The organism is Paenibacillus mangrovi (genome assembly GCF_022898935.1).
Classification (GTDB): Bacteria; Bacillota; Bacilli; order Paenibacillales; family Paenibacillaceae; genus Paenibacillus_AQ; species Paenibacillus_AQ mangrovi.
Genome location: NZ_JALIRP010000001.1, coordinates 746,113 through 759,244 on the forward strand (window position 1 = coordinate 746,113; position 13,132 = coordinate 759,244).

Annotated in this window: 18 protein-coding genes; all 18 read left to right on the top strand. The window is 40.4% G+C overall.

The window, feature by feature from the left end:
- The first annotated feature begins 18 nt into the window (after positions 1-18).
- The 18 genes from MUG84_RS03395 (at position 19) to MUG84_RS03480 (ending at position 13,050) form a co-directional block, all read left to right on the top strand.
- Entirely contained in the window at positions 19-717 is a 699-nt protein-coding gene (locus MUG84_RS03395; protein ID WP_244719903.1) for an SDR family NAD(P)-dependent oxidoreductase, read from the top strand.
- A 57-nt stretch (positions 718-774) separates the two neighbouring features.
- The gene (locus MUG84_RS03400) at positions 775-1,398 is read left to right on the top strand and encodes a hypothetical protein (protein WP_244719906.1); all 624 of its coding nucleotides are present in this window, start codon (positions 775-777) and stop codon (positions 1,396-1,398) included.
- A 60-nt stretch (positions 1,399-1,458) separates the two neighbouring features.
- Positions 1,459-1,947, top strand: a complete 489-nt coding sequence (locus MUG84_RS03405) for a cysteine hydrolase family protein (protein WP_244719910.1) — start codon at positions 1,459-1,461, stop codon at positions 1,945-1,947.
- Positions 1,948-2,213: 266 nt separating this feature from the next.
- Positions 2,214-2,765, top strand: coding sequence for a hypothetical protein (locus tag MUG84_RS03410; protein ID WP_244719914.1), 552 nt, complete (start codon positions 2,214-2,216; stop codon positions 2,763-2,765).
- Between the two features lie 58 nt (positions 2,766-2,823).
- Positions 2,824-3,369, top strand: a complete 546-nt coding sequence (locus MUG84_RS03415; RefSeq protein WP_244719933.1) for an HAD-IIIA family hydrolase — start codon at positions 2,824-2,826, stop codon at positions 3,367-3,369.
- Positions 3,370-3,519: 150 nt separating this feature from the next.
- Positions 3,520-4,170, top strand: coding sequence for a TetR/AcrR family transcriptional regulator (locus MUG84_RS03420; RefSeq protein ID WP_244719936.1), 651 nt, complete (start codon positions 3,520-3,522; stop codon positions 4,168-4,170).
- Between the two features lie 30 nt (positions 4,171-4,200).
- Positions 4,201-4,974 carry a DUF4097 family beta strand repeat-containing protein gene (locus MUG84_RS03425; protein ID WP_244719939.1) on the top strand — a complete coding sequence of 258 codons (774 nt, stop codon included), beginning with the start codon at positions 4,201-4,203 and terminating at the stop codon, positions 4,972-4,974.
- A gap of 226 nt (positions 4,975-5,200) precedes the next feature.
- On the top strand, positions 5,201-6,310 hold the full coding sequence (locus MUG84_RS03430) for an aminopeptidase (protein WP_244719942.1): 1,110 nt from the start codon (positions 5,201-5,203) through the stop codon (positions 6,308-6,310).
- A gap of 289 nt (positions 6,311-6,599) precedes the next feature.
- Positions 6,600-6,971, top strand: a complete 372-nt coding sequence (locus tag MUG84_RS03435; RefSeq protein WP_244719945.1) for a glyoxalase superfamily protein — start codon at positions 6,600-6,602, stop codon at positions 6,969-6,971.
- Between the two features lie 26 nt (positions 6,972-6,997).
- Positions 6,998-7,492, top strand: coding sequence for a 2,4'-dihydroxyacetophenone dioxygenase family protein (locus tag MUG84_RS03440; RefSeq protein WP_244719949.1), 495 nt, complete (start codon positions 6,998-7,000; stop codon positions 7,490-7,492).
- A 52-nt stretch (positions 7,493-7,544) separates the two neighbouring features.
- On the top strand, positions 7,545-8,264 hold the full coding sequence (locus MUG84_RS03445; protein ID WP_244719952.1) for a class I SAM-dependent methyltransferase: 720 nt from the start codon (positions 7,545-7,547) through the stop codon (positions 8,262-8,264).
- Positions 8,265-8,301: 37 nt separating this feature from the next.
- The gene (locus tag MUG84_RS03450; protein WP_244719956.1) at positions 8,302-8,637 is read left to right on the top strand and encodes an HIT domain-containing protein; all 336 of its coding nucleotides are present in this window, start codon (positions 8,302-8,304) and stop codon (positions 8,635-8,637) included.
- A gap of 215 nt (positions 8,638-8,852) precedes the next feature.
- Positions 8,853-9,275, top strand: a complete 423-nt coding sequence (locus tag MUG84_RS03455; RefSeq protein ID WP_244719964.1) for a DUF1801 domain-containing protein — start codon at positions 8,853-8,855, stop codon at positions 9,273-9,275.
- Positions 9,276-9,402: 127 nt separating this feature from the next.
- Positions 9,403-9,927: an HAD family hydrolase gene (locus tag MUG84_RS03460; protein WP_280521176.1), complete on the top strand. Its 525-nt coding sequence runs from the start codon at positions 9,403-9,405 to the stop codon at positions 9,925-9,927.
- A gap of 76 nt (positions 9,928-10,003) precedes the next feature.
- On the top strand, positions 10,004-10,225 hold the full coding sequence (locus tag MUG84_RS03465; protein WP_244719970.1) for a hypothetical protein: 222 nt from the start codon (positions 10,004-10,006) through the stop codon (positions 10,223-10,225).
- Between the two features lie 16 nt (positions 10,226-10,241).
- On the top strand, positions 10,242-10,775 hold the full coding sequence (locus MUG84_RS03470; protein WP_244719973.1) for an RDD family protein: 534 nt from the start codon (positions 10,242-10,244) through the stop codon (positions 10,773-10,775).
- Positions 10,776-11,021: 246 nt separating this feature from the next.
- Positions 11,022-11,705, top strand: a complete 684-nt coding sequence (locus MUG84_RS03475) for a response regulator transcription factor (protein ID WP_244719976.1) — start codon at positions 11,022-11,024, stop codon at positions 11,703-11,705.
- On the top strand, positions 11,698-13,050 hold the full coding sequence (locus MUG84_RS03480) for a sensor histidine kinase (RefSeq protein WP_244719979.1): 1,353 nt from the start codon (positions 11,698-11,700) through the stop codon (positions 13,048-13,050). Before MUG84_RS03475 ends, MUG84_RS03480 begins: the two co-directional genes overlap by 8 nt.
- Positions 13,051-13,132 lie beyond the last annotated feature (82 nt).

Here is a 13,132-nt window from a genome sequence, read left to right on the forward strand (position 1 = left end):
CAATTGGAGGTTATATTGATGAAATACTTTATTATCACAGGATCATCCCGTGGCATTGGTGAAGCAATAGTCCAAAAATTACTGAAACCAAATCATCACTTAATTTGTATTTCGAGAAGAACAAATAGTGAGCTCATTGCTTTAGCGAATTCCAGGAATATTCCATTAAATTATTTTGAGTTTGATCTAAATAACGTTCATAAAATTGAAGAATTGATGGAAAAAATTATGCAAACGATGGATGAAGCTAGTGTAGAGTCGATTTATTTAATAAATAATGCAGCGGTTGTCAAACCGGTTGAATTATTAGATCTGAGTGACGCAGATGATATTATACAACATATGAATATTAATTTAATTGCACCGATGATTTTATCATCAAGCTTTATTAAAAACACAAGACATCTCGAAGTAGACAAACGTATTTTGAATATTTCTTCAGGATTATCATTTAATTTAAAGGCGATGTTAAGTTGTTATTCAACTTCTAAAGCAGGACTTGAAACATTTACGAAAGCGGTCGGTGTCGAGCAAAATAATGTTAAAATTATGGGAGTTAGGCCGGGGGCAGTAGATACTCAGATGTACGAAGATTCGATAAGTACTGATGAACAGGCATATAAAGTAAAGTTAGCAAAGCCGAGCTATGCCGCCGATAGAATATTATCGTTCCTATTTGATCGATTTGAACATGGTAAAGTGGTTAAAGGTTGGTAGTGCAACAATGTTAACCGAAATTCCCCTAAAACCTAATAATAATTAAGGGGTGGAAATTTGAAACTAGGACAATACTTTTTAGATCATCGCTATAAGACATTTAGAGATTTTAGTCTTGAGACGGACTCAGATCAAGTTATTTGTAATGAAGGGAATTTTACTTTTTTTCATTATACACATTTAGGTAAATTATCCATGATTCTGAAGGAAGAAGGTGGATTGTGGGCAAGACGGAGAGTCGCTTGTCCTTACCCACCGGAAGAATTTATTGAGTCTTATCTAGTTGAAGGATTTCTTAGCCCGTTACCTATGTGGCTGAAAACCAGTACATATTATAATGACCTGGGATATGAATTGACAAAGAAGTTTATTGGTAATCTTTTGCTTGAAGTTACAATACCCATTGATAAATTTAATATTTATATATCAGATTATTCGCATATATTAGAATGTAAAACTCTAGAATATAGCAGTAAAAAAGGTATTCCCTTGGGATATGATTGTAGTAATGGCAGGGAATGCACTCAAGCTTATGTGAATTCCTATATACCGATTCAGGATTATTCTGGGCAACACCATGCTCCTATAGTTCAAGTGCTTAGAAAGGGAGAAGGAATAGCGATACCCAAAAAGTATATTATGATATGTGAATTACAACCTCTTAAGGTTCTCAAAGAATAGAATGGCATCATATAAAACCGTATTCAAGTTTTTAATCCATTTGAGGGAGTGGTGACTTGTATGAAAACAGGTTTTTTAATTATTGATATGCAAGCAATCCATCTGGAGAATCTGGAAAAGAAAATAATAGATAGAGCTTGCGAGTATATCAATTATGTGTCAGATGTGCTTCGTTCTAATGATCAGGTTGTTATCCATGTTCAAGACATTGAAGGGCTTAACGAATCAAATAGAGATCTATATCATACGATTCCAGAAATTCAAATCAAAGATAAAGACATGATATTGACCAAAGAAAATTCGAATGCATTTTGGAAGACTGATTTAGAACAAATTTTATTGAATGAAAGCATAGAGCTTATAATCATTTCAGGTTTTGCTGCAGAGCATTGCGTCTTATTTACCTATAACGGAGCCATTGAAAGAGGATTTAAACCTGTACTATTACAAAATGGAATATTAAGTAATAATAGTGATGTGATAACTTCAGCATATAGAGATAGGAACTTGATCTCTTATTCTGTTATTGAATATTTAATAAATAAGTGAAAGCAGAAATGCTACTCAAGGAAGGTCTTTAGTGAAAGATGCAATAACGATCATGTTCCTCTTTGAAACGTTCATTCGGAAAATTTCGAATGTCCAGAAAATTCAGATGGATTTTCAAACATATACAAGGTAAGAAGATAATTGATTTTTTTCTGTATTAGAGAGCGGCATTGCCTTACAATGATCAAAAAATCGAACTGAATTGAGGGAAATCTATTATGTCTAATAATGATCCAATCAAATTAAAAGGCAAAAGGGTGACCCCAATGATACATTTCTATGCTGATTCTATTGAACTTATAGACTATCGTTTTTCGGCCGCATCAGTGTTTCCAAGCGGAACCATTCGAAAAGATCAGATTCGGGAGGCTTTGCTGGACTGTTTTCCTCCGGAAATCCGTACCGCGGCAGGTGAAGTGTTATTTGTGGATGCTGTTTATAAAGATGATCTCAAACAATTCGCTTTAACGAATGCCATTCCGGTCGTCAAGAGAGTGGATACCTGGGGGCTGCTTTTAGAAGTGTTTTTAGATACGGAATATAGCGATGAAAGCAAAGAAAAAGACTTCCAGCTTTTAGCCGCATGCGGGATTTCCCGGGAAGAAGTGAATCGTATCAGACACTCCGTTCAGGATGTGATGATTGCTTATAATTTTAAGTCCATGTTGTGGGAATGGTTTCATTTGGGCTTGTACGATTTGCTCTCGGCATATACCGGCGTCCTGACAGGGAACGGATACAAACAAGGCAAAAAGGAATTCAGGAAATTTTATCAAGATGCGATGATCATAGCAAATAAGGGGATTTTTAGGGAGTAATTTCACGAAAATAGTTGAGGGAAGAAAGAAGAAAATTTGGGTATGGGATGTGAAACCCGTGAAACAAATCGTAGAAGCAGTATTTATCGATCGAGATGGAACTATTGGTGGGTATGGTCATTTTATTCATCCAAATGAATTTGAGATTTTTCCTAATGCTTTATTGGCTATTCAGTTGTTAAAAAAGAACAATATTAAAGTTTTTGCGTTTACCAATCAATACAGAATATCTCGAGGACAAGCTACTTTGGACGAGTTTGAAGAGCAATTTAGAGAATATGGATTTGATCAGTCTTACATATGCCCGCATGAATTAGATGATCATTGTGACTGTAGGAAACCTAAAGCTGGAATGCTTCTCAGGGCTTCAATAGAGCATAAATTAGATTTAACAAAATGCGTAGTTATTGGGGATGTTGGGGATACAGATATGCTAGCAGCTCACAGAGTTGGAGCAAAGAAGATTCTTGTGAAAACGGGATGGGGAGAAGGTTCGCTAGGGGAATTTAGAGATAAATGGATAGAAACAGAACCTGATTTTATTGCTGGTGATATTTTAGAAGCAGTTGAATGGATCATAGATTCAAGCATGAGGACAACGTGATCAGAATTTGTATTTTGTACGGAAAACAGCCCCGCTTCTTTCAAGAAGTTGGGGCTGTTTGTACTTTGCTGCAGATGTTCCCATGACAAATAAGCATGACTATGTTATGATACAAACCAACGTTCGGTATGTAAAAAGGAGTTGCACCCAATGGCTAGAAATAAGTATCCAGAACAAACCGTAGAACATATTCTGTCGGTTTCAGCTAAGCTTTTCACTGAGAAAGGCTTTGATAAGACGAGCATTCAAGACATTATTCAAGAATTAGGTATGTCCAAGGGGGCTGTGTACCATCATTTTAAATCTAAAGACGAAATCCTCGAGGCTGTAATGAGACAGCATTTTGACCGGGCTGCGAGCAGGTTGGATGAACTCGTCGCGAATACACAGGCTGTGAACGCGAGGGAGAAGCTGATCGGCATCTTGGAGAACAGCGTAGCAGATCCGAAAATCCATGCCATAGATCGAATCTTAAGTGCTCAAATCAAGAATCCGCAATTCGTAGTGGCAGGCATTCAAGATGGGGTGAACAAGGATGCTGCGATCATTGCGAAGATTATGAAGGAAGGTCAGCTAGACGGATCAATTATTACAGACTACCCGGTCGAATGTGCAGAGGTGTTCATGATGCTCGTGAATATATGGGCGAACCCGATCCTGTTTAATCGCACGCTTCCGGAGACCATACGTCGCTTACGGTTTATGCAGCACATGATGAAGCAGCTAGGCGTTGACATTGTAAGTGACACATTGATTCAGCACATCATAGATCATCATGCTGAAATAGACGGATATCAATGAATGAAGTCGTGAGATAAGGGAGAGAGAAGAATGCTAGATATCGCGAATATACGTAAAAGTAAGCAAATTCAAGATACCATTTTACATATTTCATTAGACTGGTTGTCAGGGGATATTCAGATTCTGAAAAACGATACCGAAACCATAGAAATCATTCAGTATGCAAAGCAGGGGTTCTTAGAGAGCAAGTTATTCGATGCGCAGGTAGAGAACGGTGTATTAAACATTGTAGACGGGCGCAAGCGCAAGCTGTGTTTGGGAATAAATTTTCATCGAACGATGCTGGAGCTTCGTCTTCCACCGCAACTATTCCAATCCTTCTCGATACAGAGTACAGGAAGTCATGTCACGATCGAAGATCTCCAAGTAGTGAAATGCAGCTGCCGCATCACTTCCGGAAAAGCCCACATTGCAGGAACGTTCGCTAATCTCGATGTAAGAGCGGTAGGCAGTCATATCATGGGCGAACGGCTGGCGGTACAGAAGCTTCATCTTCAAGCAACATCCTCCACAGCATCTTTTTCGGGCAGTTTCTCTGAGATCGATAGCCAAATCACGGGCAGGAGCATAAACATGCTGTCCTCCTCAATGATTCAGCGGCTCCAATCCATTTCCACGGGAGCAAGCGTTAAAGTGTCCGTTCCCGAGAACGACGGTTTCATCCTTCAGTATAAGAAGAACAGCGGCCAGATGCATAGCGATTTCCCACTAGTATCACAAGGGAATGAGCACACTTATAAGAGAGGTGGGAGCACCTTTATTGCGGAGGTTCGAGGCGGAAAATTTACAATTTTGAGAAATTAGGAATACGGCAATATGAACTAAGCCGCTAAAACTATTCAATTATTCTAAAAGCACCTGACCTAAGGATAAGGCGGGTGCTTTTGTAGTTATACAGCATATGATGCTAAGCTAAATCTTTTAGAAAAAAATAGAAGGAAGACGGGTCATCTTGAAGAAATTGTTAGAAGTATAACAATTGAGATGTGAAGTATTAGAATTCGAAAAAGTAGTGAAATGGAGGTTTGACATGAAGGATTATAGAAATCAGCAACTTGCGCATAATGTCGTAAACTACTCACTTTGTATAAGGAAGAACGAAAATCTTTTAATAGAAGTAGAAGGTCACGAAAATTTGCTTGTAAAAGCAATTGTTGAAGAAACATATAAAGCAGGCGGAAATCCATTTGTTACGTTTATAGATAATGAGATATTAGCAATTCAATTAAAGCAATGTACTTCAGAACAAATAAAATTAATGTCTACGTTTGATCAGGTAAGAATGAATGAAATGGATGCATATCTTCTCATTAGAGCAGACCTAAACACAAATGAGCTAAATGATGTAGATGTAGAGAAAATGGATTATTACTGGAAAAATTATTATCATGAGGTTCATGCACACAGGTGGAGTAATACCAAGTGGTGTATCATGAGTTATCCTAATGCTTCGGCAGCTCAACGAGCGAATATGTCGACAGAGAAATTTGAAGATTTGTACTTTAAAGTATGTAATTTAGATTACTCCAAGCTTGCTTTGCAAATGAGTAAACTTGTTGATCTTTTAAAAAGGACTGAAACCGTTAGAATTGAAGGGCCTGGGTGTGATTTATCCATGTCCATAAAAAACATGCCTGTCTCCATGGATGCAGGTCATCAAAACCTCCCCGATGGTGAAGTTTATTGCATTCCACGAAAAGATTCGATCAATGGATATATATCTTTTAATACGCCGGTGACTTATCAGGGAACTACATTTGAAAATATAAAGTTTACGTTTAAAGATGGGAAAATTGAAGAAGCAACTGCAAACGATACCGAAAAAATGAATCTGATTCTTAATACGGATCAAGGTTCAAGATATATAGGAGAGTTTGGAATCGGGCTGAATCCATATATTACAAATCCAATGAAAGATATTTTATTCGATGAGAAAATATGGGGAAGTATTCATCTTGCGGTAGGATCGGCTCCGATACAAGGTGAAAACACAAATCTGTCATCGATACATTGGGATATTGTACATATACAAAGGCCGGAGTATGGTGGAGGTCAACTATGGTTTGACGATGTCCTTGTTAGGCAAGATGGGTATTTTGTCTTTGATGAACTGAAAGGATTAAATCCGGAGAATTTTTAAACCGTGAAGGTAGGTGTTATGGAAGTACGTTAATGATCGTCCAGTTGCATACGGTAAAATAAGACATACTTTGAATGATATTTTAAAAGAGTACGGTGGGCACGATAACATGCGATGAAACAAATACAAGATCAAGAAGAGTAATTGAAAGTAACAATGGTTACCTTGAAGTGATACATAAAGGGATCTGTAAATACTGGATTCAGACCTGACTGTCCATCTCTAACATTTAGCGGTTACAATTTAAAACACTGTGCTCTGCACTCGTGGTTCATAAGGAGAGATTAAAATGAGGATAGGTAATATTACACCAATATTTAGAATTTTTGATGAAAATAAAGCGAAAGAATTCTATCTAGAGTATTTAGGCTTCCATTTGGATTGGGAACACCGATTTGAGAAAAATATGCCTTTATACATGCAAGTATCCAAGCCTAATCTTACCTTACATTTGACGGAACATTACGGGGATTGCTCTCCTGGCTCCGCAATTCGCATAGCGACTACAGAGCTAGAGGATTTTCATAGATCATTACTCGATAAGGGCTATCGATATTCCCGACCTGGTATTGAAAAAACAGAATGGAATACGAAGGAAGTGTGTTTGATTGATCCGTTTGGAAATAAGCTGTTTTTTTATGAAGAGATAACTGAGAATTAATATAAAAAAGAAAAGGATCATTAATTATGGCTAATATCATTCATGATTCGGTTGTACAGTTTGCTGAACAACTTCAACTGCCTGAGAGAGTGTTTCATATAGATGACCTGCCGTGGGTTCCTTTTGACAATGGGAATTGCCATTTCAAGCCACTGCGATTCGATTTGAATACGGGGACGTGGACCTATTTATTTAAGATTAAGGGTAATAAGACTCTAAACAGACATCGACATACAGGCGGATCGGTCATCGGTTATAATCTTCAAGGAAAATGGAGATATGAAGGCCGAAATTGGGTTGCTAGACCCGGAAGCTTCATTTTTGAACCCCCTGGTGATATTCATACGTTAATAACAGAAGACGAAGAAGTGATTACGTTATTTATTTTGGGTGGAAGTCTTCAATATTTTGATGAGGAGAACCAGATCATTGGTCAAGATGATATCTATACGGTATTGAAAAAGTACAAGGATTACTGTGAAGAGCATGGAATTGAATTTCTAGGGGATTTAATGTATTAAGCGATCGATGAATTTTTTTGAACCGGACGGATTATCTTTAAGGGGATAAATAATGAAGATATCAAAAGAGCATGAGTATTTACTCGAAACGGTGAAAATCTGGTTTAATCATCCTGAGCAAGTATCCCACTATTCAGATGAGTTACTACTTGGACCGACAACGGCTGAAAAATATTTGCTGGACTTATTAGATCGCGAAGGGACAGTTCTGGATATTGGATGTGGAGGCGGCAGAATAAGTGTTTATCTAGCGAATCAAGGATATCATGTGACAGGGCTTGATGTTAGTAGGGAGTTACTATCGGTTGCACGAGAATATTCAGAGCGTAATAACCAAAATATTCATTTCGTACAAACAGAAGGAACAAGTTTACCTTTTCCAGATGATGAATTCGATGTATTAATTGCGTTTAAGATTTTGTGTTACATACCAACAAGAGAATTACGGAGTGAGGCTTTTAAAGAGTATTTTAGAGTTCTCAAACCTGGCGGTACATGCATTATTACTCAACATATTGTACCGGAAGAATACATTGAAGAGGCAAAGGATGAATATTTTCAGAGCCATCCGGCAGCCACTTTTGAGATCATAGAGGAGGGGGATAATTTCCCCTTAGGCAGCGGCTATGTTCATTGGTTTACACATAGTGACTTGCTGAGTGAAGTAAATAGCACTGACTTTGTTCTTGATATTTTTGAAAGTGACGTTAACTATGGCGATACAGGTCATCTCAGGTTAATCATGCTGAGGAAACCACAATCCGCACTATGATATGTTATATTATGTAAATCGAGAAACACAGGAGGTTATGATGACCCACGATTTTTATTGTGATGAAGTTCTGAATGGGCATACGCAAGTCAAAAAGGTGATGGAGACTGAAAATGTATTAGCTTATCATCACACTCGACCTTCCTACGAACATCATATTGTCGTTATTCCTAAAATCCATGTCCAATCTTTGATTTCGGATGAAAAGGAAAATGATGAAAGTCTTTTATTAGAATTAATGAAAGTAATAAAAAAAATTGCGGCAGAAATGACAGCCACGACAGGAGCTGCGAAAATAATTACAAATTTAGGAGAGTATCAGGATTCTAAGCATTTTCACTGGCATGTTGTAAGCGGCAAGAAGATAAGGTAACTTGCACTCGGCTCCTGAAGGAGTCTTTTGTCGTTAGAACACCGTACTGAAAATGATCGTTCTAAGAGAAAGATCCAGAAACATCGTATTTCTTGAATTGTAAGCGTGATTCGTGCACTATTTAAAGGGAGGGGATCATGGCGGAGTATACAACTCACATATCCTAGCCGGATTCCGGTACATTCGATACTAAAGCAAAAGGAGATTTTTGACCCATGTATGAACTAAAGACCAAAGAAACGGATAATAGTGTTATTGAATTTATTGAGAATGTTGAAAGCCCCAAGAAACGTGAAGACGCGTACCAGCTTTTAGACATTTTTACAGAGACGACGGGTTATGAAGCGAAGATGTGGGGACCTAGCATTATTGGCTTTGGAGCCTATCATTACAAATATGAATCGGGTCACGAAGGCGATGCACCGCTGGTTGGCTTTTCACCTCGTAAAGCAAAGATCAGTTTATATTTTGCGCCAGGTGAGACGAAACGGGAGGAATTGTTAAAGGATTTTGGAAAACACACAACAGGAAAGGGCTGTGTATACATCAACAAAGTAGCAGATATTGATGTTGAAGTTTTAAAAGCATTGATAACTCAATCAGTTACGTTTTTGAAAGAGATGTATCCAAATCAATGAAAACAGTGAAGAAATAACATGATGAACGCTTGTCCGCAAATTTAAAAATCAACGAGAGTATGTAAATCCCACCCGAAGATGAAATATCCGAAGGTGGGTTTTTGTGTATGTAACAGGTCATTACTTTATGCATCGATCATTGAACTTGAAAAGAGTCCCATTGGAGGTAAACATGAATCATATCAAAGCCGTTCTGTTTGATCTGGATAACACGATTTTGGATCGAACCCGTACGTTTGACCGTTTTACAAATTTATTCATTCAAAATTATTTTCAGAACATGGAGTCGACTCAGGATATCTTCAACAGAATTATCGAGTTGGATCAGGATGGGTATAAGGACACGTTAATCCAGCACGGGAAAATCAATCAGCTCGGAATAAGGGACGATTTTGATCTGATTATCGTATCAGAGGAAGCGGGGATCAAAAAGCCTGATCCGGGAATATTCAACATGGCTCTGGAAAAGCTGCAGCTGGAGCCTAAAGAATGCATCTTCGTAGGCGATCATCCTGTGAATGATATTGAAGGAGCGGCAAAAGCGGGGATGGAAACGATCTGGATTCAAGTGAATCAGCCATGGAGAGATGAAATTACAGCAAAACCGTTACATTCCATACGGAAAGTCGGCGAATTGCTGGAGATCTTGTGAAAGGGAAGTTCAACAAACATTTTTGACACCCGAAGTGATTATATATAATAGGAAAATTCAGATATGGAGGTATGGATTGAAAAAAGGGATTTTTGCCATTTTCGGTGCTCTTATTATTCTTGCCGTTTCGTTTTATCAATTATGGTCCATCGATCAGCCCAAAGTGGGGCCGGTTGGTGATGGAATCATTCCCGATTATGCCTATACCTCAATTTATATCGGAATATATGTAGGAGCCGGCAGTTTTATCCTTGGAGTTCTTCATATCATACTCGAAAGCATGAAAAATAAAAAATAATGGGAAGGAGGGTTACATGAAACGATCCTTGAGAAGATTATTCGCATATTGGCTTGATTTTGTATTTCTCGCCATCATCCTTGTGGGTATCCAGTGGGTCATCTATACCACAACATCAGGGTTCCCTTTCGATGAACTGAACAAGGGCTATCAAATTGAAGCTTGGGTCTTCTTGTCGATGTCTCTCCCGGTTTGGGCTTATTTCATTTTCTGCGAAAGATTTAAACAGCAAACGATAGGAAAACGCTTATTAAGGCTCAAAGTAATGAATGAAAAGGGATCCCAAATCACTTTTGCTCAAGCGTTTTTTAGAACGTGGATCCGATTGCTTCCGTGGGAACTGACACATTTGATTATTTTAGTTCCGACACCCTGGTGGAATATCGAAAAACCAGATCACCCGGCTTTGATTTTGATTCCGAATGCCATGATCGTTGTGTATATAGCGATATTATTGATAAACAAAGGAAGAAAAACATTACATGACTATATCACAAAAACAACCGTAGTGGAGTTGCCTAAAAAGGAGATACGTAAGCGTCAAACCTGACCCATCTTCAACGCCGAATTGAACCGTGAGAAAATGAAGGCAAGCTTACGCTGCAAGTGCTGCGCGAGCCGGGCAATTCGCGGGAGTCTTCATCAGCACGATGATCGGCATGGGTTTGGGGTAGCCGACTTGTAGCCGGAAACGGTTGCGCAGAAACGTTTGTACGGGCTTGTTGGGGTCAGTAGACTGTGGTGCTTGGCGGAAAACTTTTGCTTAAGGGGAGCTTTTTGGACGGAGGAATAAGCAATGACAAATGTACTTGTAGTAGAAGATGATACGAATATGTTGGAAATGATTTTAATGGTTTTAAACCGTGAAGGATATCGTGTCTGGGGAGCGGTCAACGGCAAAGAGGCGCTTGCGGAAATGGAAAGCTCGCCTGCGGATTTGGTCGTGCTTGATGTCATGATGCCCATCATGGACGGGTGGAATTTGTGCCGTGAACTACGGCTTTTGAATCCCGAACTGCCGATTATTATGATTACGGCCAAGCACGAGACGAGTCAGAAGGTGAAGGGGTTCGGCTTAGGCGCCGACGATTATCTGGTCAAGCCTTTCGATCCGCAAGAGCTGGTGGTCCGAATCAAAGCGGTGCTGCGCCGTTACCGGATCGCAGCCGATAAGAGAGTCGTCTTAGGCAGCTTCAAGCTGGATCGGCTTCGAGGAACCGTTTCGGTCGGCAACGAGAACTGGCATTTACCGCTCAAGGAATTCGAGCTGCTGTATCTGCTTGCCAGCTATCCCGGCCAAATCTTTTTACGGGAGCAGTTAATCGAAGCGGTATGGGGATTCGACCACGAAGGGGACGAGCGGACGGTCGATGTTCATATCAAGCGGCTGCGGGAGCGGTTCGCCGCCTATACCCATCTGTTTCGCATCGTAACGGTTCGCGGTCTCGGATACCGATTGGAGACGGAAAGCTATGATTAAGAGCATCAATTTAAAAATTTTATTGATATTTATCGTTGCATTGGCGGTAGGTTTCGGACTCTCCATTCCGATCACCGCGTATTTGCTCCAAAACCCAATCACGCAATCCATCCGGAACGAGTATGCGATGCGAAGCGGGTTGATCGCGGATGTTTATTCCCGATTGGCGCCAACCGAGCGCGGCCCTTATCTGAAACAGTTGTCCGAAAAGCAGAAGGTATCCTTATGGGTATACGATCGGAACGGTTTGCGCTACGTTTATGGCCACGCAAGCAATCCCAATCTTACGGGCGAGGATATCAATCTCGTCCAGGAAGGTGTCGAAGTCGTGAGGCGCACCTCCGTCCTTCCTATGCCGACGAGCTTGTACATGGGTTTTCCTTTACAAACAGCGGATGAGCAGTTGACGCTCGTCATTCATCCGGAAAGTGCTAATATGGATTTTGTATTCACCATTATGGGTACTTTCATTTTGATTGCGCTCACGATCGGCAGCTTCAAATTCGTTCTCTTTACGAGAGTAGTGGTGAAGCCTTTAAAAGCCTTGACGGCGGCAACCAAAAAAGTGGCCAAAGGAGACTACAACATCGCCCTTCAGACGAAGAGCAAAGATGAATTGGGCGTCTTGTCGGAACAATTTCAGCAAATGGCCCACGAGCTGAGCCAGATCGAAAGGATGCGTCAGGAGTTCGTTTCCAACGTGTCCCACGAGCTTCAAACCCCGCTGGCGTCCATTTCGGGTTTTGTCTCCATCCTGCAAAAGGACGGTCTCGATGAAGCCGAGCAACTGCGCTGTCTGAACATTATCCGGAATGAAAGCATGCGGCTGTCTCGACTCAGCGAGAACATGCTCCGGCTGGCTACGATCGATTCGAACCATTATCCCTTCCATCCGGCGCTCGTTCGGCTTGACAGGCAGCTGCGCCGCATTGTCGTAGCCACGGAGCCGCAATGGGCGGCCAAACGCTTGAATATTCACCTCGAGCTTCCCAAAACGGCGATTCATGCGGATGAAGACCTGCTGAGCCAGGTATGGCTCAATATTTTCAGCAACAGCATCAAATTTACGCCCGAGGGCGGCGATATCTCCATTGAACTTCAGTCCGGACATGGTGAAATCGGAGTCGTCTTTCGGGATACGGGAATCGGCATTGCCGAAGAAGACCGCAAACGCGTCTTTGAACGGTTTTATATGGCCGATAAATCGCATAACCGCGAGGCGGGGGGGAGCGGGCTTGGACTCGCAATCGTAAAACGCGTTGTCGAATTGCACGACGGCTGGGTTGAGATAGACATCGCTGCAGGAAAAGGAACGGCGGTAACCGTCTTTCTGCCAGCCATGTAACACAGTCAAACAATCGAAAATTCGAGTGAGCAAAAAGATGAACGATCCGTTCATCTTTTTACATTTGTTACCATTTAATTCA

Bases quoted from the DNA above. Each gene is read 5' to 3' on its own strand.
- MUG84_RS03395 (WP_244719903.1), top strand. From the start codon at position 19: ATGAAATACTTTATTATCACAGGATCATCCCGTGGCATTGGTGAAGCA.
- MUG84_RS03405 (WP_244719910.1), top strand. From the start codon at position 1,459: ATGAAAACAGGTTTTTTAATTATTGATATGCAAGCAATCCATCTGGAG.
- MUG84_RS03410 (WP_244719914.1), top strand. From the start codon at position 2,214: ATGATACATTTCTATGCTGATTCTATTGAACTTATAGACTATCGTTTT.
- MUG84_RS03420 (WP_244719936.1), top strand. From the start codon at position 3,520: ATGGCTAGAAATAAGTATCCAGAACAAACCGTAGAACATATTCTGTCG.
- MUG84_RS03425 (WP_244719939.1), top strand. From the start codon at position 4,201: ATGCTAGATATCGCGAATATACGTAAAAGTAAGCAAATTCAAGATACC.
- MUG84_RS03430 (WP_244719942.1), top strand. From the start codon at position 5,201: ATGAAGGATTATAGAAATCAGCAACTTGCGCATAATGTCGTAAACTAC.
- MUG84_RS03435 (WP_244719945.1), top strand. From the start codon at position 6,600: ATGAGGATAGGTAATATTACACCAATATTTAGAATTTTTGATGAAAAT.
- MUG84_RS03440 (WP_244719949.1), top strand. From the start codon at position 6,998: ATGGCTAATATCATTCATGATTCGGTTGTACAGTTTGCTGAACAACTT.
- MUG84_RS03445 (WP_244719952.1), top strand. From the start codon at position 7,545: ATGAAGATATCAAAAGAGCATGAGTATTTACTCGAAACGGTGAAAATC.
- MUG84_RS03450 (WP_244719956.1), top strand. From the start codon at position 8,302: ATGATGACCCACGATTTTTATTGTGATGAAGTTCTGAATGGGCATACG.
- MUG84_RS03455 (WP_244719964.1), top strand. From the start codon at position 8,853: ATGTATGAACTAAAGACCAAAGAAACGGATAATAGTGTTATTGAATTT.
- MUG84_RS03460 (WP_280521176.1), top strand. From the start codon at position 9,403: ATGCATCGATCATTGAACTTGAAAAGAGTCCCATTGGAGGTAAACATG.
- MUG84_RS03470 (WP_244719973.1), top strand. From the start codon at position 10,242: ATGAAACGATCCTTGAGAAGATTATTCGCATATTGGCTTGATTTTGTA.
- MUG84_RS03475 (WP_244719976.1), top strand. From the start codon at position 11,022: ATGACAAATGTACTTGTAGTAGAAGATGATACGAATATGTTGGAAATG.
- MUG84_RS03480 (WP_244719979.1), top strand. From the start codon at position 11,698: ATGATTAAGAGCATCAATTTAAAAATTTTATTGATATTTATCGTTGCA.